The sequence below is a fragment of the Pseudomonas asiatica genome (genome assembly GCF_009932335.1).
Classification (GTDB): domain Bacteria; phylum Pseudomonadota; class Gammaproteobacteria; order Pseudomonadales; family Pseudomonadaceae; genus Aquipseudomonas; species Aquipseudomonas asiatica.
Map to the genome: position 1 here is coordinate 358,939 of NZ_BLJF01000001.1, position 20,420 is coordinate 379,358.

The following is a 20,420-nucleotide window of genomic DNA, read 5'->3' on the forward strand; positions in this document are numbered from 1 at the left end:
CTGCGAAGAGGCCGGTACGAGCAATAATCAGGCTTTGTCAGTACCAACCTCTTCGCAGCACAAGGCTGCTCCTATAAAAACTCACTGAACCAATGAGTTCCATGAGAGCGGGTTTATCCGCGAACACGGGCGAAGCCCGTGCCCTCCAGCGCGGCGCCTGCCTCAGTTTTTCTTGCCCTGCACACTCGAAGCCCACTGCTCACTGCGATTGTGCCCACTGGTCCTCAACAACCCAAGGTCCAGTGCATTTTCCCCATCCGCCGCACCCTTGCCCTTGGCCAGCTCGGCCACCGCCGTGCCCAGGTCCACCGGTGAGTTGGACGCATCGATCGACACATCCCGGCGATAGTCGTTACCGCTCAGTGTTTCCCGGCTAACCGAGTTGGCGTCGAGTACCACATCGCCTTTGGCCGACTGCAAGCGTGCCCCCACCAGGTGAGCGTTGCCACCAACCTGCAGGTCGATGCCGTCGCTACCTTTGAGCGTGGCCTGCTGGCCTACGCTGTCGCGCTGCGCGTGCGACACGTCGAGGCTGAAAGTGGGCGAGAGCCCCGGGTCTGCCTTGCTCAGGGCGGAGCCAGCTTTTTCATTCACCTTGCTCCCCAGCGGCCCTGCCACCGAAGTGGCCGCGTTGACGTAGCCCCGCGGGTTTTTCTCCTGGCTCAGGCGGGCATCACCTTTCACGCTCAGGGTATCGACGCTGTCCTTGCGGCTGGCGATACGCAGGTCGCCATCGATCATTCCCTTGATATGCCCAGCCTCCACGTTGGCGCCTTCGAGGCGGGTATCGCCGCGGCTTTGCAAGTCGATGCGCTCGGCGCGCAGGTCGCTGGCATTCCAGGTGAGGTTGTCGCGCTTGTCGAGCTCCACTTTGACGCGGCCATGCAGGCCGCGAGTATCGAGCGCGCCCTTGGCCATGTCGAAGCCGGCACCGGCGGTGATGTCGAGGTTGTCACGTCGCTCCTGGCTGGATGACGCTTCCACCAGCATGCCCCCATTTGATGCGTCGAGGGTTATTTGTTCGGCCGAAGCCTGCAGGCCCTCAAGGTGCAGGGCGACATTCTCGCGGGCGCTGCTGCCCAGGGTCACTGTGCCGTTGCTTGCGAACAGGGCATTCACCGCCTGGCGTGCCGCTTCGTCCTGCTTGCCGTGGCTGAAGTGGCCGCCGATGGCGCCGCCCTTGGTGTTGCCAGCCTTGACCGCCAGCTCCACGCCCCCGCCCAACTTGGCGCCGGTAGCGTTCTGGGTATCGCTGGCTGCCTTGACCTGTAGCCGGCCGCCGCTTTGCAGTTGTATGTCGCCAGTCTTGGCCTCACGGCTGCCAATGCGGGTGCCTTCGAGCAACAGGTCGCCGCCACTGCTCAGCTGTACCTGGCCCTTGGCGTCGATCTGCGCCACCTGGGCCTTGCGCTGTGTGCTCTGGTTCTGGCCATGGTCGAGGTAGCCCCGGCCATCGACGCCGGTGCTGCCCGGGCGGTTGCCGACCTTGGCCCAGGCATTGCCGTCGAGCTGGCGTGACTGCTGTTCGACCTGGTCGGTTGCCTGGGGCAATGTCAGCGAACCGGCACTGCTCATGACCACGCTGCCTTCACCGCCATCGATGCGCGTCCCTTCATAATGCCCTGAGCTGCCCAGTTGCACCTGGATGCCCTGTTGCCCATACAGGCTGCCGGGTACGGCGCTGCTGGCGCTGTCCTTTTTGTCCAGCGAGCCGCCTTTGCCGGCAGCGCGTACATTGAGGTCTTCGCCGGTGCTGGTGTCCAGGCGAACATCGCCGCCGTAGGCCAGGCGTTGCACGGTATTTTCCTGGGTGTTCTCGGCCGCCTGCATCTGGTGTTGTCGGGCCTCGATCTGCAGCTTGCCGGCGTTGGCGCGCCAGGCGGTGCCCTGGTCGGTGATGTTGTCGGCCTTGACTTCGACCTCGGCCCCGGACAACTCGCTCACCTGGGCAAAGCCGCGGCGCTGGTTTTCCAGGCGCTTGATGTGCTCCACGGTCATGTCGGCGCCAACGCTGGGTGGCGCCATGGCGTCTTCGGGGGAGGCTTGCTGGAAGCGTGCGGCTTCTTCGCCCAGCACCAGGCGTTCGATGGGGCGGGTAAGGTCGCGATACTCGACACTGGCGCCGAGGCTGCCCGACCAGTCGTCACGGCTTTGTTCACGTTCCTCGATATCCTGCACCGCGCGGTTGTCGATGCGTTTGGCCGTTACCTGCAGAGTGTTGCCAGCCTTGACGCGTGCGGCCTCGGTGACCAGTTCATCGCCTTTGAGCTTCAGGTCGCCGCTGGCCTGCAATGTGCTGCGTTGCGCCTTGCTGTCGCGTTCAGTCTGCACCTGGCGGTTGTGATGGCCTTCGAACAAGCTGCCCAGCCGGTCGATGCCGCCGGTCACCGTCAAGCCGCCGCCACTCTGGGTGGTGCTGGTGGTGGTGTCGTGGTCATTGCGGGTTGCCCCCAGGGTCACCTTTTGGGCCTGCACATCGAGGTCGCCTGCGGCGGCTTTCACCGTGGAACCGTTGACTTGCAGGTGGGCCCTGCTGCCAAGGCTCACCGAGGCGCCCTCGAGCTCACTGGCGACCTGGCTGGTGGTGCGTTGCCTGCTGCTGGTGGTGGCGACGTCATAGGCAATGCCGGCCGAATACTGGCGGGACTCGGGCTTGCCATCCTCGGCCTCCTGCGTCTGCTTGGCGCTGGCAGTGAACCCACGTTGCTGGTTACGGGTTTCGCGCTCGTCAACCGCTTGCGCGCTGGTAATCAGCAGGTCGCCCTTGGCCTCTACCTGCAGGTGCTCGCCCGCTACGACCTTGGCGCCCTGGATGCGCATTTCCTCGGCGCTGGCCAGGCGCAAATTGGTGGCCGAGCTGACGTCGCTGGTAAGCACCTGTTGCGTACGCTCGGTGTTCTCGCGGTCGCTGCCAATCAGGCCGAACAGCTTGCTGTCGCTGGTACGGTCGGTAGAGGTGGTTCGACCATGGTCGGCTTCGATGGCCAGTGCACCTTTTGTGCTGTAGAGCACCGAGTCCTCCTTGCCGAACACGGTACTGCCCTTGATGGCTACCTGGTCAGCTGTCACGGTAAGCTTGCCATCCGCCGTGACACTGCTGCCGGCAACGGCCTGGCCTTCGCTGTCGTTACCCTTGCGGTCGCCAAAGAAGGTGCCGGATACCAGGTCGCCGCGATAGTCGCGCCGGGTACCGCGCTGCTGCAGGGCGGTGGTAGCGATGTTTGCCTCCTTGGCTTCGATCGCCATGTCGCCGCGGCTGTGCAGGCTGCTCCCCTTCACATCGACAGTATTCTTGGCCTTGAGCGTCATACGCTGGGCCTGGAGCGCACTGCCTTGTGCGGTTTCCTTGTACTGGTCGGTATCACTGTCACCGCGCCACAAGTCCTTGCGGTGGCGAACCTGCTCTTCGGTGTGTTGGCTGTCGATGCCCGCAGCGATGGCCAGGTTGGCGCCGCTGTCGAGGGTCAGCTCATTGCCAGCATCCACCTTGGCAGCCACCAGGCGCATGTCGTCAGCGGATTGCAGCAGCACGCTGTCCTTGCCTTGCAAGCGGCTGCCCTGTTGCTGCTGCTGGGTGGTGGTAGTTTCGCGGTTGTAGGTTTCGCGGGTGACGAACAGGAACTTCTTGTTCCAGCTGTCGCTGTCGCGCTCGATGTTCTCGCGGGTTGTGGCATCCAGCGTGAGCTTCTTGCCCGCCTTGGCCTCGATTCGCCGAGCCTGCCCATCGACGGTTTCGAGTGTCAGGTCATCGGCAGCGGTCAGCCGCAGATCGCCCTGTTCGCTGTGCAGTTCGACGGGGCTGTCGGCCTTGCCGCTGACCTGCAGGGCGCCGGCCGACTGGATGTCGACCCCGTCGATGCCAAGCAGCTGCGATGCCCCCACACGCACACCAGCACCTTCTGCGGTGCTCACCACGCGAATGCGCCCGGCGCGCATGGCACCGAACAGGCTGGCATCGATGCTGGAAGGGGTGCCGGGCAGGTGCTCGACAATTTCGCCGCTGCTGCTGTCGATACGGTTGCGACCCACTGTGATATCGATGGAGTTGCGCGCCATCAGCAGCCCTTTGCTGTCCACGCGCGGGGCAATCAGCTCGAGGGCGCCGTTGGGGTTTCGCTGGCCGCCCTCGAGCACTTGCAGGGTACCGCTGGCGTTCAGCGTGTCGAGATACTTCAGTTGCTGGCCCTCGAACTCGGGGGTACCCACCACGAAGCCGGCGCGCGTGGTGTTGATGAAACTGCCGCCGTTGAGGGTGATGCCATTGGGGTTGGCCAGGATGTAGTCGGCTGGGCGGCCAAAGATTTCCTGTGGCCCTTCGATCAGCGAGGCGTTGCGGCTGACCACCTCGTTGAGGATGGTCGAGGCGGCCTGGCCCTGGAATTGCGGGTTGGCCGCCAGGGCACCGGCCAGTTCCGACTGCCCGGCCTGGGTGGCATTGTTCAGCACCAGCCCTGAACGGTCGACGTTGTAGTCGAGGAACTGGTTGTGTGACAGCCCGTTGGCGTTTGGCGCGACAATATCGATGACCGGGACGCCGTGGCCGTCGTTGATGACCGGTGTACCGCCGGGGCCGCTGGTTGCTGCCAGGCCGCCCTGGGCCAGTGCGGCGCCGGGCCCGAGCAGGCCGAGGAAGATGGCCCAGCGCAAGATATCCGGGCGGGAATACGGTGACTGCGAGAGTGTTTGCATGTTCTCGTTCTCTTTGTTGTGGGTGAATCAGATGGTCAGGGCCAGTTCCACTACCCAGAAGCCGGGTTCCAGCAGCGGGCGGGGCAGGTCGCTGGCATACAGCGCCCGTTGGTAGCCCAGGCGCAGGTGGCTGCCGGGCAGGCTCAGTTCGGCCCCGGCAGTGGCCCCGGCGAGGCGTTGTGAAGGCTTGCCTTCGGCAGTGCGGGTCCAGCCCAGGTCCAGGCCGATGTAGGGGCGTACCTGCAGGGGAGCCGTCCAGCGCTCCGGCAGCGGCTGACTGACGGTGTTGCGCCAGACGGCGCTGCTGGCACCTGAGTAGGTACGCAGGCGAAACCCGCGCACGGCCGAATCGTCGCTGGCCAGCAACTGCTCGACGGCGGGTAGCGGGTCACTGCTGTACTGCAGAGCCAGTTCGCTCTGCCAGCGCCATGGGTGGCTGGCCGGGCCTTGGCGCAGGTGCAGCAGGTTGGCTCGGTACTTGCGAAAATCCGGGCGCAGGCGTTCCGCTCCCAGCGGTGAGCGGTCGGCGCCGAAGGCATCGATGCCCTGGGCGACACCGAGGTAGCCATTCCACAGGCCGCCCTGGAGCCACAGCAGGTTGATACCCGCTTCCAAGGAGACCAGGGTGGGGCTCTGCTGGACGATCACCGCGCCCGCGCTGCGGTTGACCATCTGCTTGCGGTCCAGCCGGGCGCTGGCGCTGAGCATGCCTTGTTGGTTGCGCCACAGCACCCGCTCGACGCTCAGGCCCTGGTAGCTGCTGCTGCCGTCGGCTACCTGGCGGCTGTGGGGGAGCGGCGCCTCGTAGCGCAGCTCGCTGGCGCTGAGCGCGAAGGTCCAGGCGCCGTAGGGGATGCTGTAGTACAGCGAGATGCCTTGGCTTTGCCCGGGCGCATCGAGCACCGTGCCGTTCAGTGACAGGCGCAGGTCATCATTGAGGCCCAGTGGGCTGTCCAGGCCGAAGCCGAGGTTCAGGCGATGACGCCCGGTCAGGTCGCTGCCGCGGTTGTCGAAGCGGCTGTCCAGGTGCCCGCGCGAGGCCACCTTGCGCGGCTGCACGACAACCCGGGTGCCGCCCTGCAGTTCGCCGGGCAGCAACTCTGCGGACAGGTCATAAGCGCGCAGCCGGTTGAGCTGGTCGAGGCCTTGCTCCAGGGCTGGCAGGAACAGTGGCTGCCCGAGCAGGCCGGGAAAGGCGCCGGGGAGCGACAGGGGCAACTCGGGGCCGGCCATTTCGATGGACTCGACGAACCCCTCGACGATGACCAGGTTCAGCGGTGCGCCGTCTTGTGGAGGTTGCTGCAGGTAGGGCCGGCTGGTCGGGTATCCGGCTTGCACATAGCGCTGGGTGATGGCTTTCAGCAGCCCGTTGATTTCCGCGATACCCATGCACGGGGTAATGAACCTGCGGAGGGTTGGCGTTAGCGCCGAGTCGGAAAGCTCGCGGTTGCCGGCCACGCGTACGCCGGTGATGGCCCAGCAGCGCTGGTCGTGGGGGAGGGGGGCGGTGGCGTCGTGGCTTTCGGCAGGGGCGGGCTGGCGCTGCCAGCGTTCCAGCCGCTGTTGCTGTTCCAGCTGTCGCAGCCCGCGCTGCTGATCGCGCAGTTGCTGGCTGGCCGGGTCGTCGGCCAGCGCCTGGGGCGCGGCCAGCAAACCGGACAGGCAGCAGGTGAGCGCCCAGCAGGTGGCGCGATGAATGTGGAACGGCATTGAAGCACCCCGCAAATGACGTACGGATTTCGTACTCGTCTGCGTGGATGCTAAAAATTAAGGGGTTCGCCTGGATGCAGTACCCGGCCTAAGCGCTTGTAGGGCGCGTTCTTGCCTGATGGTGGGAAGCTTCCTACAGCATCAGTTGAAAGGCCCGCTATCAGGGCCGAATTTCGATCAACGTGCCATCCCGCACCAGGTCCCACACTTCCTGCATGTCGCGGTTACGCATGGCAATACACCCATCCGTCCAGTCCAGGGTGTGGAAGTACCACTCCGGATACTCGTCGTTGATCGGCGTGCCATGGATCATGATCATGCTGCCGGCACTCACCCCTTCACGAGTGGCACGGGCCGCGTCGTTGATGTTCGGGTAGTTGATGTGTATGGCCAGGTTGAAACGGTCGCTTTGCTTGCGCCAGTCCAGCCAGTAAAGGCCCTCGGGGGTTTTCTTGTCGCCTTCGCGCTCCTTGGCGCCTTTTGGCTGCTTGCCCAGCGAGATGCGGTAGGTTTTCAGCGGTTCGCCACGGCTGATCAGTTGCAGACGGCGCTCGGACTTGATCACCAGCACCTTGTCGATCAGCGGTTGCATGGCCTGCTGCGAAGGCGACGGGGTTTGCACTGCCGGCTGGGGCTTGCGGATGATGGTCTCGGTGAAGGCCGCCTGGGACACCGAGGTAACGCAAAGGCAGAAAAGGGCAAGCAACCAGCGCATGTAACGGTATCCCTGAAGGCTTCTAGGTGGTGGGCGAGACGTTCATCGGCGGCAGGTATTCATGGCCTATGGGGTAGTGCTGCCTGATGCGATCGCGATAGTAGCATTCTAGTGTGCGAGTGACGGTGCGGAAAGCCAGCTCGCCCCACGGAATCTCATGTTCCTCGAACAGCCGCACCTCCAGGCTTTCGACACCGACAGCGAAATCGAGGTCCGCAAGCTCGGCGCGGAAGAACACGTGCACCTGGTTGATGTGTGGCAGGTCGAACAGTTGGTACAGGCTCATGCTGCCGACCCGGGCGCAGGCCTCCTCGACGGTTTCGCGACGGGCGGCCTGGTCCAGGGTTTCGCCGTTTTCCATGAAACCGGCGGGCAGGGTCCAGAAGCCGCGGCGTGGCTCGATGGCGCGCCGGCACAGCAACACCTGGTTGCCCCAGGTCGGCAACACGCCGGCGACGATGTTGGGGTTCTGGTAGTGGATGGTCTGGCAAACCTCGCAGACATACCGCAGGCGGCTGTCGCCCTCGGGGATCCGCTGAGTGACCGGCTGGCCGCACGCGCTGCAGAATTTCATGTGTCGTTCCTTTTGCTCCGGGCTATCTTGGCGCGCCGGCCGTGCCGTCGCAAGCGCACGGGGCTTGGGTGCTTCGCGCCTTTGGTGCATCATGCAAGGCAGGCCTTGGATATGAGCGTGCGCAATGCTGGACGAGCTACTTCGCCGAATGAGCAACCACCAACCCGCATCACTGGAAACCGACCGGCGGTTCCCCGAAGCGGCGGTCCTCTTGCCCATTACCCGCAGCGAAGCGCCCGAGCTGGTCCTGACCCTGCGCGCCAAGGGCCTGTCCACCCACGGCGGCGAAGTGGCTTTTCCCGGTGGCCGCCGCGACCCGGAAGACCCGGACCTGGTGTTCACCGCGCTACGTGAAGCCGAAGAAGAAATTGGCCTGCCACCAGGCCTGGTGGAAGTGATCGGCCCGCTCAGCCCGCTGATTTCGCTGCACGGCCTGAAAGTGACGCCATTCGTCGGGCTCATCCCCGATTTTGTCGAATACCGTGCCAATGATGCCGAGATCGCGGCAGTATTCACCGTGCCGCTGGAATTCTTCCGCCAGGACCCGCGCGACCATACCCATCGTATCGATTACCAGGGGCGCAGCTGGTATGTGCCCAGCTATCGCTATGGCGAATACAAGATCTGGGGGTTGTCGGCGATCATGATCGTCGAACTGGTCAACCTGCTGTTCGATGCCGGCATCAGCCTGCACCAGCCCCCGGAGCGTTACATCGAAAACTGAGCGGGGCCAACCCCGTCGTCTGCGTTGCAGCCTGAGGAGCAAGCATGAAATACCGCCTGGGCGACCTGCGGGTCGAGAGCCACCCCACCAGTTGGGCCGCACCCAACGCCACGCTGATTGGCAAGGTGCGCCTGCAGGCCGATGCCAGCGTGTGGTTTGGCGCGGTGCTGCGCGGGGACAACGAGCTGATCGACATTGGCGAAGGCAGCAACGTGCAGGATGGCACGGTGATGCACACTGACATGGGCTCGCCGCTGACCCTGGGCAAGGGCGTGACCGTTGGCCACAACGCCATGCTGCATGGTTGCACGGTGGGCGACTACAGCCTGGTCGGTATCAACGCGGTCATCCTCAATGGCGCGCGTATCGGCAAGCATTGCATCATTGGCGCCAATGCGCTGATTGCAGAAGGCAAGGAGATCCCCGACGGTTCGCTGGTGATGGGTTCGCCGGGCAAGGTGGTGCGCGAGCTGACCGAACAGCAGAAACGCATGCTTGAAGCCAGTGCCGCGCATTACGTGCACAATGCCCAGCGTTATGCACGGGAGTTGGTGGTTGATGATGAGTGATGTAGTGGAGCGGCCGGTGGCCTCGCCGTGCGTGAGCATCTGTGCACTGGACGAGCAGGATATCTGCACCGGTTGCCAGCGAAGCGTGGCGGAAATCAGCCGCTGGGGGCGGATGGACAACGACGAGCGCCGGGCTGTGCTCAAGCGTTGCCATGAAAGGGCCGTGGAGGCTGGCCTCATCCTGTAGGCTGACGCGCCCCCCTGTAGGAGCAGCCTTGTGCTGCGAAGAGGCCAGCAAGGCAAAAGGTGATCGTTTGCAGATGTGGCCTCTTCGCAGCGCAAGGCTGCTCCTACATGTCCTGTGCCTGCGGGTTTACCCGCGAACAAGCCAGCGGTAATCTGTGCGGCTTGCCCACAGACCACCCGCCAATGTTCTATCTGATTGCCTACATCAGCAGCGTAGTGCTGATCAACTACGCCTTCTCCAGCGCGCCGCACCTGGACATCATCTGGTCCGCCTGGGGTGGCCTGGTGTTCATCCTGCGCGACATGGTGCAGACCCGCTTCGGCCATGGCGCCCTGGTCGCCATGCTGGTGGCGCTGGTGCTGTCCTATGTCACCTCGGAGCCAGCCATCGCCCTGGCCAGTGCTACCGCGTTCTTCATTTCCGAACTGATCGACTGGCTGGTGTTCAGCGTTACCCGCCGACCGCTGCGCGACCGCCTGTGGCTGAGCTCGGCACTGAGCATCCCGGTGGACACCTTCATCTTCTTCGGCATGATCGGCGCCCTGACCCCAGCCGTGATCGGCACCGCCATGGCCTCGAAATTCGCCGGTGTCACCGCCGTGTGGCTGGCCATGGCATTTCGCGCTCGGCGGGCCGCCGTGGCGGGTTGATGGTGTAGAATAGCGGTCCTTTTTCAGCGGGCGGCGCCAAGCCTGGTGCGGCCCCGGAAGCCTTCGAGGACCTGAAATGACCCGTATCGGAACCCCCTTGTCGCCCACTGCGACCCGTGTACTGCTCTGCGGCTGTGGCGAGCTGGGCAAGGAAGTGGTGATCGAGCTGCAGCGCCTGGGCGTCGAAGTGATCGCCGTCGACCGCTACGCCAATGCCCCGGCGATGCAGGTGGCGCACCGCAGCCACGTGGTCAACATGCTCGATGGCGTGGCCCTGCGCGCGGTGATCGAGGCCGAGAAGCCGCACTACATCGTCCCTGAAATCGAAGCCATCGCCACCGCCACCTTGGTCGAGCTGGAAAACGAAGGCTTCAACGTGGTGCCGACCGCCCGCGCCACCCAGCTCACCATGAACCGTGAAGGCATCCGCCGCCTGGCCGCCGAAGAACTGGACCTGCCAACCTCGCCGTACCACTTCGCCGACACCTACGAAGACTACGCCAAGGCCGTGGCCGATGTTGGCTACCCATGCGTGGTCAAACCGGTGATGAGCTCGTCGGGCAAGGGCCAGAGCCTGCTGCGCAGCGATGCCGACCTGCAGAAGTCGTGGGCCTACGCCCAGGAAGGCGGCCGCGCCGGCAAAGGCCGGGTCATCGTCGAGGGCTTCATCGACTTCGAATACGAAATCACCCTGCTGACCGTGCGCCACGTCGGTGGCACCACCTTCCTCGAGCCAGTCGGCCACCGCCAGGAGAAGGGTGACTACCAGGAATCGTGGCAGCCGCAGGCCATGAGCCCGAAGGCGCTGGCCGAGTCGCAGCGGGTGGCCAAGGCGGTCACCGATGCCCTGGGCGGTCGTGGCCTGTTTGGCGTGGAACTGTTCGTGAAGGGCGACCAGGTGTGGTTCAGCGAAGTCTCGCCGCGCCCGCATGACACCGGCCTGGTGACCCTGATTTCCCAGGACCTGTCGCAGTTTGCCCTGCATGCCCGCGCCATTCTTGGCCTGCCAATTCCGGTTGTGCGCCAGTTCGGCCCTTCGGCTTCGGCGGTGATCTTGCCCGAGGGGCAGTCGCAGCAGACCAGCTTTGCCAACCTGGGTGCGGCGCTGAGCGAGCCGGATACCGCCATTCGCCTGTTCGGCAAGCCGGAAATCAACGGTACCCGCCGCATGGGCGTGTGTCTGGCGCGTGACGAATCGGTCGAAGCGGCGCGTGCCAAGGCGACCCGTGCTTCGCAGGCGGTCAAGGTCGAGTTCTGATCCGATTGGGGCTGCGTTGCAGCCCTTCGCGGGCACGCCCGCTCCCACAGGTTTCGGCGCTACCCCTGTGGGAGCGGGCGTGCCCGCGAAGGGCCGCAACGCGGCCCCATTTACTTACAGCTGCGTATTGCGGGTCTCTTTCAGGCACAGCACGGCAATCAAGCTGATCACCGCCGCCACCGAAACATAACCCCCCACCCAGCTCAACCCACCCATGCTCACCAGCTTCTGGGCAAAGAACGGTGCCGCCGAGGCGCCGACGATGCCGCCCAGGTTATAGGCCGCCGAAGCGCCGGTATAACGCACGTGGGTCGGGAACAGTTCAGGCAGCAGTGCCCCCATCGGCGCAAAGGTCACGCCCATCAGGAACAGTTCGATGGCCAGGAACAGCGCCACGCCTGCGGTCGACCCCGAAGTCAGCAGCGGCTCCATGGTAAAGCCCGAGGCCACCGCCAGCAGGCCGCCGACGATCAGCACCGGTTTGCGCCCGTAGCGGTCGCTGAGCCAGGCCGACAGTGGTGTGGCCAGGGCCATGAACACTACCGCGAAGCACAGCAGGCCAAGGAACGTCTCGCGGCTGTAGCCCAGCGTGGTCACGCCATAGCTCAGCGAGAACACCGTGGAGATGTAGAACAGCGCGTAGCACACCACCATCGCCGCTGCGCCCAGCAGGGTCGGCAGCCAGTATCTGGAAAACAGGTCGACCACCGGCATTTTCACCCGCTCGTGGCGGGCGACGGCCTTGGCGAACACCGGGCTTTCTTCAAGCTTCAGGCGCACATACAGGCCCACCAGTACCAGCGCGGCGCTGAGCAGGAACGGAATGCGCCAGCCCCACTCGCGGAACTGCTCGTCGCTGAGTACCAGGGCCAGGCTCAGGAACAGGCCGTTGGCGGCCAAAAAGCCGATCGACGGGCCCAGCTGCGGGAACATGCCGAACCAGGCGCGCTTGCCTTCGGGCGCGTTCTCGGTGGCCAGCAAGGCCGCGCCACCCCATTCGCCACCCAGGCCCAGGCCTTGGCCAAAGCGCAGCAGGCAGAGGATGATCGGCGCCCATACACCAATGCTGTCATAGCCCGGCAGCACGCCGATGGCTGTGGTGGACACGCCCATCAGCAGCAGCGAGGCGACCAGGGTCGACTTGCGGCCGATACGGTCGCCAAAGTGGCCGAACAGTGCCGAGCCCAGCGGGCGCGCCAGGAAGGCGATACCGAAGGTGAGGAAGGCCGCCAGCATCTGCGCGGTGCCTGACCCGGACGGGAAGAACACCGGGCCGATCACCAGGGCGGCGGCAGTGGCGTAGACGTAGAAATCGTAGAACTCGATGGCGGTGCCGATGAAGCTGGCGGTGGCTACCCGCGCGGGCGAGTTGACCGGCGCGGCAGGCGCTTCGGCATAGGTGCTGCTGGTTGTCATTGAATAGGTCCCTGACAGTCTGGTCCGGCTCCATTGGGATAAGCCCCGCGGTGTGCAATGCAAAAGGGCAGGCACGGTGGCGCGGGCGCCGGAGCGTTTTGTTGTTGTGTGCGCCCGACTGACGATAGCCCAAGGGGGATAGGGGCGGGGGCGGGCACTGTTCGGGGTGTTGAAGCAGGACCGCGGGGCGTGTCAGTGGAGCGGACTGGCCGTGGAGCGCCGGGTGCGGGTAGCAGGCGGGACGGCGGGGCTGGGTAAGCGTGACCCGAGTATAGCTATCGGGTCACGGTCCACACCAGTACCTTGCTGGCACAATTGTCCTCTGTTTCGAGGATTTCCAGGCGATAGCGGCCGATCTTCAGGCAAACGGCGCTTTCCGGGATGCTTTCCAGCGCTTCGGTGACCAGCCCGTTGAGGGTTTTCGGCCCGCCGTCGCAGGGCAGGTGCCAGCCCAGGCTGCGGTTGATCTCGCGCAGCGAAGCAGTGCCGTCGATGACGAAAGTGCCATCGGGCTGCGGGTGCACGTGGGGGTTGTCCAGGCTGTGTTCATCCTCGAACTCGCCAACGATCTCTTCGAGGATGTCTTCCAGGGTGACGATGCCCAGCACTTCGCCGTACTCGTCCACCACCACGCCCAGGCGGCGCTGCTGCTTGTGGAAGTTCAGCAGCTGCATTTGCAGGGGCGTGCTCTCGGGCACGAAATAGGGCTCGTAGCAGGCGCCGAGCAGCATCTCCAGGGTCAGCTCGGCCTTGGGCAGCAGGTGGCTGATCAGCTTGGTATTGAGGATAGCTTCAACCTGGTTGATGTCGCTGTGGTACACCGGCAGGCGGGTGTGGCGGCTGACGATCAGTTGCTCGATGATGCGTTCGATCGGCTCGTCGAGGCTGATGCCGTCCACTTCGTTGCGCGGTACCAGGATGTCGTTGACGGTCATCTTGTCCAGTGACTGCAGGCCGTCGAGCAGGCCGTGGCGCGGTGCTTCGTGTTCCTCATCCTCGTCGAATTCGTCGGCTTCCTGCGGGTGCAGGGCCACGGCCGTGGGTTGCACGCGGAACGGACGCAGGATCAGCTTGGCAATGCCATCCAGCAGGCAGGCTAGCGGTTGCAGCAGGGCGAGGGGTACTTTCAGCAGGCTGGTGCCGAGGCTGACGAACGCCTGCGGGTTGCGCCGGGCCAGGCGCCGCGGCAGGTATTCGGCAAATACCAGCAGGACGAGGGTGGCGGCCAACCCGGCCAGCCAGAAGCCGTGCTCGCCGCTATGGCGCTGGCCAAGCAGGCAGGCCAGGCCCAGTACCAGCAGCTTGCCCAGGCTGGCGCACAGCACCAGGGCCTGGGCCGGCAGCACGGGCTGGCCGTCCTCGCCGGTGCGCAGCGTGCCATTGAGTTGCAGGCGGGCGGCGTCCACCGCGGTGAACAGCGCCGACCACAACAGGGCCAGTGCCAGGGTGCCGAATAGCGGTGCGTACGGCAGGGTATCCATGGGCGGCCGTCAGATATGCAGGATGAATTCGCGAACCAGCTTGCTGCCGAAATAGGCCAGCATCAGCAGGCAGAAACCGGCCAGCGTCCAGCGGATGGCCTTGTGGCCACGCCAGCCCAGGCGGGTACGGCCCCACAGCAGCACGCTGAACACCACCCAGGCGATACAGGCCAGCAGGGTCTTGTGTACCAGGTGCTGGGCGAACAGGTTGTCGAGGAACAGCCAACCGGAGATCAGCGACAGCGACAGCAGGCACCAGCCAGCCCAGAGGAAGCCGAACAGCAGGCTTTCCATGGTTTGCAGCGGCGGGAAGTTGCGGATCAGCCCGGACGGGTGCTTGTTCTTCAGTTGGCGGTCTTGCAGCAGCAACAGCAGGGCCTGGAACACCGCAATGGTGAACAGCCCATAGGCCAGGATCGACAGCAGGATATGCGCGAGGATGCCCGGCTCTTCGTTGACCAGCGGCACCGTGCCGGGGGGCGCGAACTGGGCCAGCAGCGCGGTCACCGCGCCCAGCGGGAACAGCAGCACCAGCAGGTTTTCCACGGGTATGCGCAAGCAGGCCAGCAGGGTCAGGGCGATGACGGCCACCGCGATCAGGCTGGCGGCACTGAAGAAGTCCAGGCTCAGGCCCAGCGGGGTGATCAGCTGGAAGAACAGCGCACCGGCCTGGGCGAGTACCGCGAAGGTACCCAGCAGGGCAAGCAGGCGCTTGTCGGCCTTGCGGTTCTGGGCAAGGTAAGAGCCCTGGTAGATGGCCGCTGCTATATATAGGCCGGCGGCGATCAGGTTGGGGATGAGGCTGGGTGAGGAGAACATAAGTCCTGGTTGGCGAGCCTTAAAGAGACGGAGTTTGGCATAGATCGCGCTGGTCTAGGAAGACTGGCAGACTGCGGTGCGGCATTCGCGGGCGCGCCCGCTCCCACAGGGATCGCGCCGCTCTTCAGGATGGTGATGTTCCTGTGGGAGCAGGTTCACCCGCGAAGAGGCCGGCACAGCCACCGAATATCTACCCGGCCGCCAGCAAGGTGTGCGCCGCCGCCGCACTTCGCTATAATCGCCGCCTTGCTGTGTCCGGCGGGTATGCATTCCCCCCTGGGCGCCTGACAAACCTCGGCTTTTACTGGGCCTGAAAGGATCACCATGTTCGAAAACCTGACCGACCGCCTGTCACAGACGCTGCGCCATGTCACCGGCAAGGCCAAGCTGACCGAAGACAACATCAAGGACACGCTGCGCGAAGTGCGCATGGCCCTGCTCGAGGCCGACGTTGCCCTGCCGGTGGTCAAGGATTTCGTCAACAGCGTCAAGGACCGTGCAGTCGGCACCGAAGTGTCGCGCAGCCTGACCCCAGGCCAGGCGTTCGTGAAGATCGTCCAGGCCGAGCTGGAAAGCCTGATGGGCGCGGCCAACGAAGACCTCGCACTGAACGCCGCTCCGCCAGCCGTGGTGTTGATGGCCGGCTTGCAGGGTGCCGGTAAGACCACCACCGCCGGCAAGCTGGCGCGCTTCCTCAAGGAGCGCAAGAAAAAGAGCGTGATGGTGGTGTCCGCCGACGTCTACCGCCCGGCGGCGATCAAGCAGCTGGAAACCCTGGCCAACGACATCGGCGTAACCTTCTTCCCGTCCGACATCAGCCAGAAGCCGGTGGCCATCGCTGAAGCGGCCATCCGCGAAGCCAAGCTGAAGTTCATCGACGTGGTCATCGTCGACACCGCCGGCCGTCTGCACATCGACGCCGACATGATGGACGAGATCAAGGCGCTGCATGCCGCGGTCAAGCCGATCGAGACCCTGTTCGTGGTCGACGCCATGACCGGCCAGGACGCGGCCAACACCGCCAAGGCCTTTGGCGAGGCGCTGCCGCTGACCGGCGTGGTGCTGACCAAGGTCGACGGTGACGCCCGTGGCGGTGCCGCGCTGTCGGTGCGTGCCATCACCGGCAAGCCGATCAAGTTCATCGGTATGGGCGAGAAGACCGAAGCCCTCGAACCGTTCCACCCCGACCGCGTCGCCTCGCGCATCCTCGGCATGGGTGACGTGCTCAGCCTGATCGAGCAGGCCGAGCAGAACATCGACAAGGCCAAGGCCGACAAGCTGGCCAAGAAGCTGAAGAAGGGCAAGGGCTTCGATCTCGAAGACTTCCGTGACCAGCTGCAGCAGATGAAGAACATGGGCGGCCTCGGCGGCCTGATGGACAAGCTACCGAGCATCGGCGGGGTCAACCTGTCGCAGATGGGCAACGCCCAGGGCGCCGCCGAGAAGCAGTTCAAGCAGATGGAAGCGATCATCAACTCCATGACCCCGGCCGAGCGCCGTGATCCGGAGCTGATCAGCGGCTCGCGCAAGCGCCGCATTGCCATCGGTTCCGGCACCCAGGTGCAGGACGTCGGCCGCCTGATCAAGCAGCACAAGCAAATGCAGAAGATGATGAAGAAATTCTCCGCCAAGGGCGGCATGGCCAAGATGATGCGCGGCCTTGGCGGGATGCTGCCGGGCGGCGGCATGCCGAAGCTGTAACCCCTATTCCGGGGGCCTGCCGTTTGTCCGGCAGGCGCCCAGAACCCCCGCCGTGGCGGGGCAATGGCCGCGGATTTCGCGGCTCAACCGGCAGATCTGGACGGCAGGGCAGGGCCTTGCCGAAAAAGTCATTTGCAAATGTCCGTGTATTCCCCGAGAATATGCGGCCTTTTGGGCACCCGTGTGCCTATTTGGCATTCAGATTTGCAGTACCAGCTGCTGTATCAACTGCAGCACCGACTATAGGAACGATGTTCACATGGTAACCATTCGTCTGGCCCGTGGCGGCTCGAAAAAGCGCCCATTCTACCACCTGACCGTGACCAACTCGCGTAACGCCCGTGACGGCCGTTTCGTTGAGCGCGTAGGTTTCTTCAACCCGATCGCTGCTGGCGCCGAAGTCAAGCTGTCGGTCAACCAAGAGCGCGTCAACTACTGGCTGAGCCAGGGTGCACAGCCGTCTGAGCGCGTTGCTCAGCTGCTGAAGGACGCTGCCAAGGCTGCTGCCTGAGTAGTATGAACGCGACGCCAGAAAAGGCTGACGACCTCATCGTCGTTGGCAAGATTTTTTCGGTTCACGGCGTTCGCGGCGAGGTGAAGGTGTATTCCTTTACCGATCCGATTGAAAACCTGTTGGATTATCCGCGCTGGACGCTTCGGCACGAAGGCAAGGTAAAGCAGGTCGAGCTGGTCAACGGTCGTGGCTCCCAGAAGGGCCTGGTCGTGAAGCTGAAAGGCCTCGATGATCGCGATGAAGCCCGTCTTCTGAGCGGTTACGAAATCTGCATTCCGCGGAGCCTTTTGCCCAACCTGGCTGCTGACGAGTACTACTGGTACCAGTTGGTCGGCCTGAAGGTCATCAACCAGGACGAACAACTGTTCGGCAAGGTCGATCACCTGTTGGAGACCGGTGCGAACGATGTAATGGTGGTCAAGCCCTGCGCAGGCAGCCTGGATGATCGCGAGCGTCTGTTGCCCTATACGGCGCAATGCGTGCTCGACGTCGACCTGGAAGCAGGCGTGATGCGGGTTGAATGGGACGCGGACTTCTAAACGATGGGTAACCTTCGCGTAGACGTCATCACGTTGTTCCCCGAGATGTTCTCGGCCATCACGGAGTACGGCATTACCAGCCGCGCGGTGAAACAGGGGTTGCTTCAGGTGACTTGCTGGAACCCGCGGGACTACACCACAGATCGTCACCACACGGTGGATGATCGGCCGTTTGGCGGTGGTCCGGGCATGGTGATGAAAATCAAGCCTCTGGAAGACGCCCTGGTTAGCGCCAGGCAAGCGACCGGAGCAGCGGCGAAGGTGATCTACCTTTCGCCACAAGGCCGCAAGCTGACTCAGCAGGCGGTCAAAGGCCTGGCCGAACAGGAATCGTTGATCCTGATCGCCGGTCGTTATGAAGGCATCGACGAGCGCTTTATCGAGGCTCATGTCGATGAGGAGTGGTCGATTGGCGACTATGTGCTTTCCGGTGGCGAGCTGCCGGCCATGGTACTGATCGATGCGGTTACACGGCTGCTGCCCGGAGCTTTAGGGCATGTGGACTCGGCGGAAGAAGATTCCTTCACCGACGGTCTGCTCGATTGCCCGCACTACACCCGACCTGAGGTGTATGCGGATCAGCGTGTTCCCGACGTGTTGCTAAGTGGCAACCATGCACACATCCGGCGTTGGAGAATGAAGCAGTCCCTTGGTAGGACCTTCGAACGACGCGCCGATCTTCTGGAAAGTCGCTCGCTTTCTGGAGAAGAGAAGAAGCTGCTCGAGGAATATCTCCGCGAGCGGGACGATAGTTAAACGTATCGATGGTGGATCACGTATCCATCTTAGGAGCACAGCATGACCAACAAGATCATCCAGCAGCTCGAAGCCGAGCAGATGAGCAAGGAAATCCCGACCTTCGCACCAGGCGACACCGTTGTCGTTCAGGTTAAAGTGAAGGAAGGTGAGCGTTCCCGTCTGCAGGCGTTCGAAGGCGTCGTTATCGCCAAGCGTAACCGCGGTCTGAACAGCGCCTTCACCGTGCGCAAGATCTCCAGCGGCGTTGGCGTAGAGCGTACCTTCCAGACCTACAGCCCGCAAATCGACAGCCTGGCCGTGAAACGTCGTGGTGACGTGCGTAAAGCCAAACTGTACTACCTGCGCGACCTGTCCGGCAAAGCCGCTCGCATCAAGGAAAAACTGTCCTGAGTGCAGTTTGCCCGGTGGCCGAGGCCGCCTAGCGAGAAAAAAGCAGCCTTCGGGCTGCTTTTTTGCGTTTTGACCCCCGAAGATGTGATTGCCATGACTACCCGAGAGCAGGAAATCCTGCGCCGCACCGAGCTGTCGGTGACCCGCGTGACCAAGGCGGTGTTCCCCAACACCACCAACCACCACAACACCCTGTTCGGCGGCACCGCCCTGGCCTGGATGGACGAAGTGTCGTTCATTGCTGCCACGCGCTTCTGCCGCCTGCCACTGGTGACCGTGTCCACTGACCGCATCGACTTCAAGCACCCGATCCCGGCGGGCTCGATCGTCGAGCTGGTGGGGACGGTCATCAAGGTGGGTAATACCAGCTTGCAGGTGCAGGTGGATGTGTTCGTCGAGAACATGTACCTGGATGGGCGCGAGCGAGCGATTCACGGGGTGTTCAGCTTCGTCGCCATCGACGAGGACAAGCGGCCGGTGCCGGTTATGCCCCAGGCCTGAGCCCATCCTGGGCCTGACGCGGCCCCTGTAGGAGCGGCCTTGTGTCGCGATGGGCTGCACAGCAGCCCCAAGATGGTACAGCCCTTGGAATCCTGGGGCTGCTGTGCAGCCCATCGCGACACAAGGCCGCTCCTACAAGGCCCGCGTCAGCTGCCCAAGCCCCTGATTGGGCACGACAACTTGTCAGCTGCTGTGAAACACTAGCCCCACCTCCAACACCCAGCAGCCCCGAATGCCCGCCCTAGACCACCCCCTGATCGACCAGTTCCTCGACGCCCTGTGGCTTGAAAAGGGCCTGTCCGACAACACCCGCATGTCCTACCGCAGCGACCTGGCCCTGTTCAACGGCTGGTTGCAGGAACACGGCGTCAGCTTGCCCGATGCCGGTCGCGACCTGATTCTCGACCACCTGGCCTGGCGCCTCGACCAAGGCTACAAGCCGCGCTCCACGGCACGCTTCCTGTCCGGCCTGCGCGGTTTCTTCCGCTACCTGCTGCGGGAAAAGCTGGTGGCCATCGACCCGACCCTGCAAGTCGACATGCCGCAACTGGGCAAGCCGCTGCCCAAGTCGTTGTCCGAAGCCGACGTCGAAGCCTTGCTGCAGGCCCCGGACCTGAGCGAAGCCATTGGCCAGCGTGACCGCGCCATGCTCGAAGTCCTCTACGCCTGCGGCCTGCGGGTCACCGAACTGGTCAGCCTGGCCCTCGATCAGGTCAACCTGCGCCAGGGCGTGCTGCGGGTGATGGGCAAGGGCAGCAAGGAGCGCCTGGTGCCCATGGGCGAAGAGGCGGTGCTTTGGTTGCAACGCTACCTGCGCGATGGCCGCGCCGAACTGCTCAATGGCCGCCCCAGCGATGTCTTGTTCCCCAGCCAGCGTGGCGAGCAGATGACCCGCCAGACCTTCTGGCATCGCATCAAGCATCATGCGCGGGTCGCCGGTATCGACAAACCGCTGTCGCCGCATACCCTGCGCCATGCCTTCGCTACTCATCTGCTCAACCATGGTGCCGACCTTCGCGTGGTGCAGATGCTGCTGGGCCATAGTGACCTTTCGACCACGCAGATCTACACCCATGTCGCCAAGGCCCGCCTGCAGCAATTGCATGCCCAGCACCACCCGCGTGGATGAATGTTTTTCATGTTCCGCCGACTGGTCCTTGCAAGGCCCTTCACTGGCGGTGTGATGTGGTAGGCTTGAGCGGTTTGCACCAAGGGCCGCACGGT

General features: G+C 63.9%; 19 protein-coding genes. 12 read left to right on the plus strand and 7 right to left on the minus strand.

Annotation, left to right across the window (positions count from 1 at the left end):
* Positions 1-162: 162 nt before the first annotated feature.
* From GYA95_RS01625 to GYA95_RS01640, 4 genes are all read right to left on the minus strand, one after another.
* A complete protein-coding gene (locus tag GYA95_RS01625; RefSeq protein ID WP_015269131.1) occupies positions 163-4,689 on the minus strand; it encodes a hemagglutinin repeat-containing protein in 4,527 nt (1,508 codons plus the stop codon).
* A 27-nt stretch (positions 4,690-4,716) separates the two neighbouring features.
* Positions 4,717-6,399 carry a ShlB/FhaC/HecB family hemolysin secretion/activation protein gene (locus tag GYA95_RS01630; RefSeq protein WP_015269132.1) on the minus strand — a complete coding sequence of 561 codons (1,683 nt, stop codon included), beginning with the start codon at positions 6,397-6,399 and terminating at the stop codon, positions 4,717-4,719.
* Between the two features lie 160 nt (positions 6,400-6,559).
* A complete protein-coding gene (locus tag GYA95_RS01635) occupies positions 6,560-7,114 on the minus strand; it encodes a L,D-transpeptidase family protein (protein ID WP_013971179.1) in 555 nt (184 codons plus the stop codon).
* 22 nt (positions 7,115-7,136) lie between these two features.
* A complete protein-coding gene (locus GYA95_RS01640) occupies positions 7,137-7,688 on the minus strand; it encodes an NUDIX hydrolase (RefSeq protein WP_015269133.1) in 552 nt (183 codons plus the stop codon).
* 124 nt (positions 7,689-7,812) lie between these two features.
* Between GYA95_RS01640 and GYA95_RS01645 the strand changes: the two genes are divergently transcribed.
* The 5 genes from GYA95_RS01645 (at position 7,813) to purT (ending at position 11,076) form a co-directional block, all read left to right on the plus strand.
* Positions 7,813-8,412, plus strand: coding sequence for a CoA pyrophosphatase (locus GYA95_RS01645; protein ID WP_003252125.1), 600 nt, complete (start codon positions 7,813-7,815; stop codon positions 8,410-8,412).
* A 44-nt stretch (positions 8,413-8,456) separates the two neighbouring features.
* Positions 8,457-8,981 carry a gamma carbonic anhydrase family protein gene (locus GYA95_RS01650; RefSeq protein ID WP_015269134.1) on the plus strand — a complete coding sequence of 175 codons (525 nt, stop codon included), beginning with the start codon at positions 8,457-8,459 and terminating at the stop codon, positions 8,979-8,981.
* Positions 8,971-9,168 (plus strand): DUF1289 domain-containing protein, encoded by a 198-nt coding sequence (locus tag GYA95_RS01655; protein ID WP_043935378.1) that lies wholly within the window; start codon positions 8,971-8,973, stop codon positions 9,166-9,168. The genes GYA95_RS01650 and GYA95_RS01655 overlap by 11 nt, the downstream gene beginning before the upstream one ends.
* Positions 9,169-9,350: 182 nt before the next feature.
* Positions 9,351-9,818, plus strand: a complete 468-nt coding sequence (locus tag GYA95_RS01660; RefSeq protein ID WP_015269136.1) for a 7-cyano-7-deazaguanine/7-aminomethyl-7-deazaguanine transporter — start codon at positions 9,351-9,353, stop codon at positions 9,816-9,818.
* Between the two features lie 76 nt (positions 9,819-9,894).
* Complete coding sequence (purT, locus tag GYA95_RS01665) at positions 9,895-11,076, plus strand: formate-dependent phosphoribosylglycinamide formyltransferase (protein WP_013971185.1); 1,182 nt, start codon at positions 9,895-9,897, stop codon at positions 11,074-11,076.
* A 114-nt stretch (positions 11,077-11,190) separates the two neighbouring features.
* On the opposite strand, the gene GYA95_RS01670 is transcribed toward purT, so the two are convergent.
* The 3 genes from GYA95_RS01670 to GYA95_RS01680 form a co-directional block, all read right to left on the minus strand.
* On the minus strand, positions 11,191-12,492 hold the full coding sequence (locus GYA95_RS01670; RefSeq protein ID WP_015269137.1) for an MFS transporter: 1,302 nt from the start codon (positions 12,490-12,492) through the stop codon (positions 11,191-11,193).
* 275 nt (positions 12,493-12,767) lie between these two features.
* Positions 12,768-13,973 carry a transporter associated domain-containing protein gene (locus GYA95_RS01675; RefSeq protein WP_015269138.1) on the minus strand — a complete coding sequence of 402 codons (1,206 nt, stop codon included), beginning with the start codon at positions 13,971-13,973 and terminating at the stop codon, positions 12,768-12,770.
* 9 nt (positions 13,974-13,982) lie between these two features.
* A complete protein-coding gene (locus GYA95_RS01680) occupies positions 13,983-14,792 on the minus strand; it encodes a cytochrome C assembly family protein (RefSeq protein WP_015269139.1) in 810 nt (269 codons plus the stop codon).
* Between the two features lie 324 nt (positions 14,793-15,116).
* Here GYA95_RS01680 and ffh point away from each other — a divergent pair, with 324 nt between their 5' ends.
* The 7 genes from ffh to xerD all read left to right on the plus strand — a co-directional run bounded on the left by ffh (position 15,117) and on the right by xerD (position 20,325).
* Positions 15,117-16,493 (plus strand): signal recognition particle protein, encoded by a 1,377-nt coding sequence (ffh, locus tag GYA95_RS01685; protein WP_013971189.1) that lies wholly within the window; start codon positions 15,117-15,119, stop codon positions 16,491-16,493.
* Positions 16,494-16,752: 259 nt separating this feature from the next.
* Positions 16,753-17,004 (plus strand): 30S ribosomal protein S16, encoded by a 252-nt coding sequence (gene rpsP / locus GYA95_RS01690; RefSeq protein WP_003259424.1) that lies wholly within the window; start codon positions 16,753-16,755, stop codon positions 17,002-17,004.
* A 5-nt stretch (positions 17,005-17,009) separates the two neighbouring features.
* Positions 17,010-17,546: a ribosome maturation factor RimM gene (rimM, locus tag GYA95_RS01695; RefSeq protein ID WP_013971190.1), complete on the plus strand. Its 537-nt coding sequence runs from the start codon at positions 17,010-17,012 to the stop codon at positions 17,544-17,546.
* A gap of 3 nt (positions 17,547-17,549) precedes the next feature.
* Positions 17,550-18,302, plus strand: coding sequence for a tRNA (guanosine(37)-N1)-methyltransferase TrmD (gene trmD, locus GYA95_RS01700; protein ID WP_003252146.1), 753 nt, complete (start codon positions 17,550-17,552; stop codon positions 18,300-18,302).
* A gap of 42 nt (positions 18,303-18,344) precedes the next feature.
* On the plus strand, positions 18,345-18,695 hold the full coding sequence (rplS, locus tag GYA95_RS01705) for a 50S ribosomal protein L19 (protein WP_003252148.1): 351 nt from the start codon (positions 18,345-18,347) through the stop codon (positions 18,693-18,695).
* A gap of 93 nt (positions 18,696-18,788) precedes the next feature.
* A complete protein-coding gene (locus GYA95_RS01710; RefSeq protein ID WP_015269140.1) occupies positions 18,789-19,196 on the plus strand; it encodes an acyl-CoA thioesterase in 408 nt (135 codons plus the stop codon).
* Between the two features lie 232 nt (positions 19,197-19,428).
* Positions 19,429-20,325, plus strand: a complete 897-nt coding sequence (xerD, locus tag GYA95_RS01715) for a site-specific tyrosine recombinase XerD (RefSeq protein WP_015269141.1) — start codon at positions 19,429-19,431, stop codon at positions 20,323-20,325.
* The last annotated feature ends 95 nt before the right edge of the window (positions 20,326-20,420 follow it).

Bases quoted from the DNA above. Each gene is read 5' to 3' on its own strand.
- purT (WP_013971185.1), top strand. From the start codon at position 9,895: ATGACCCGTATCGGAACCCCCTTGTCGCCCACTGCGACCCGTGTACTG.
- rpsP (WP_003259424.1), top strand. From the start codon at position 16,753: ATGGTAACCATTCGTCTGGCCCGTGGCGGCTCGAAAAAGCGCCCATTC.
- trmD (WP_003252146.1), top strand. From the start codon at position 17,550: ATGGGTAACCTTCGCGTAGACGTCATCACGTTGTTCCCCGAGATGTTC.
- GYA95_RS01710 (WP_015269140.1), top strand. From the start codon at position 18,789: ATGACTACCCGAGAGCAGGAAATCCTGCGCCGCACCGAGCTGTCGGTG.
- rimM (WP_013971190.1), top strand. From the start codon at position 17,010: ATGAACGCGACGCCAGAAAAGGCTGACGACCTCATCGTCGTTGGCAAG.
- GYA95_RS01675 (WP_015269138.1), bottom strand. From the start codon at position 13,973: ATGGATACCCTGCCGTACGCACCGCTATTCGGCACCCTGGCACTGGCC.
- GYA95_RS01640 (WP_015269133.1), bottom strand. From the start codon at position 7,688: ATGAAATTCTGCAGCGCGTGCGGCCAGCCGGTCACTCAGCGGATCCCC.
- rplS (WP_003252148.1), top strand. From the start codon at position 18,345: ATGACCAACAAGATCATCCAGCAGCTCGAAGCCGAGCAGATGAGCAAG.
- GYA95_RS01670 (WP_015269137.1), bottom strand. From the start codon at position 12,492: ATGACAACCAGCAGCACCTATGCCGAAGCGCCTGCCGCGCCGGTCAAC.
- ffh (WP_013971189.1), top strand. From the start codon at position 15,117: ATGTTCGAAAACCTGACCGACCGCCTGTCACAGACGCTGCGCCATGTC.
- GYA95_RS01645 (WP_003252125.1), top strand. From the start codon at position 7,813: ATGCTGGACGAGCTACTTCGCCGAATGAGCAACCACCAACCCGCATCA.
- GYA95_RS01680 (WP_015269139.1), bottom strand. From the start codon at position 14,792: ATGTTCTCCTCACCCAGCCTCATCCCCAACCTGATCGCCGCCGGCCTA.
- GYA95_RS01660 (WP_015269136.1), top strand. From the start codon at position 9,351: ATGTTCTATCTGATTGCCTACATCAGCAGCGTAGTGCTGATCAACTAC.
- GYA95_RS01650 (WP_015269134.1), top strand. From the start codon at position 8,457: ATGAAATACCGCCTGGGCGACCTGCGGGTCGAGAGCCACCCCACCAGT.
- GYA95_RS01630 (WP_015269132.1), bottom strand. From the start codon at position 6,399: ATGCCGTTCCACATTCATCGCGCCACCTGCTGGGCGCTCACCTGCTGC.
- GYA95_RS01635 (WP_013971179.1), bottom strand. From the start codon at position 7,114: ATGCGCTGGTTGCTTGCCCTTTTCTGCCTTTGCGTTACCTCGGTGTCC.
- GYA95_RS01625 (WP_015269131.1), bottom strand. From the start codon at position 4,689: ATGCAAACACTCTCGCAGTCACCGTATTCCCGCCCGGATATCTTGCGC.
- GYA95_RS01655 (WP_043935378.1), top strand. From the start codon at position 8,971: ATGATGAGTGATGTAGTGGAGCGGCCGGTGGCCTCGCCGTGCGTGAGC.
- xerD (WP_015269141.1), top strand. From the start codon at position 19,429: ATGCCCGCCCTAGACCACCCCCTGATCGACCAGTTCCTCGACGCCCTG.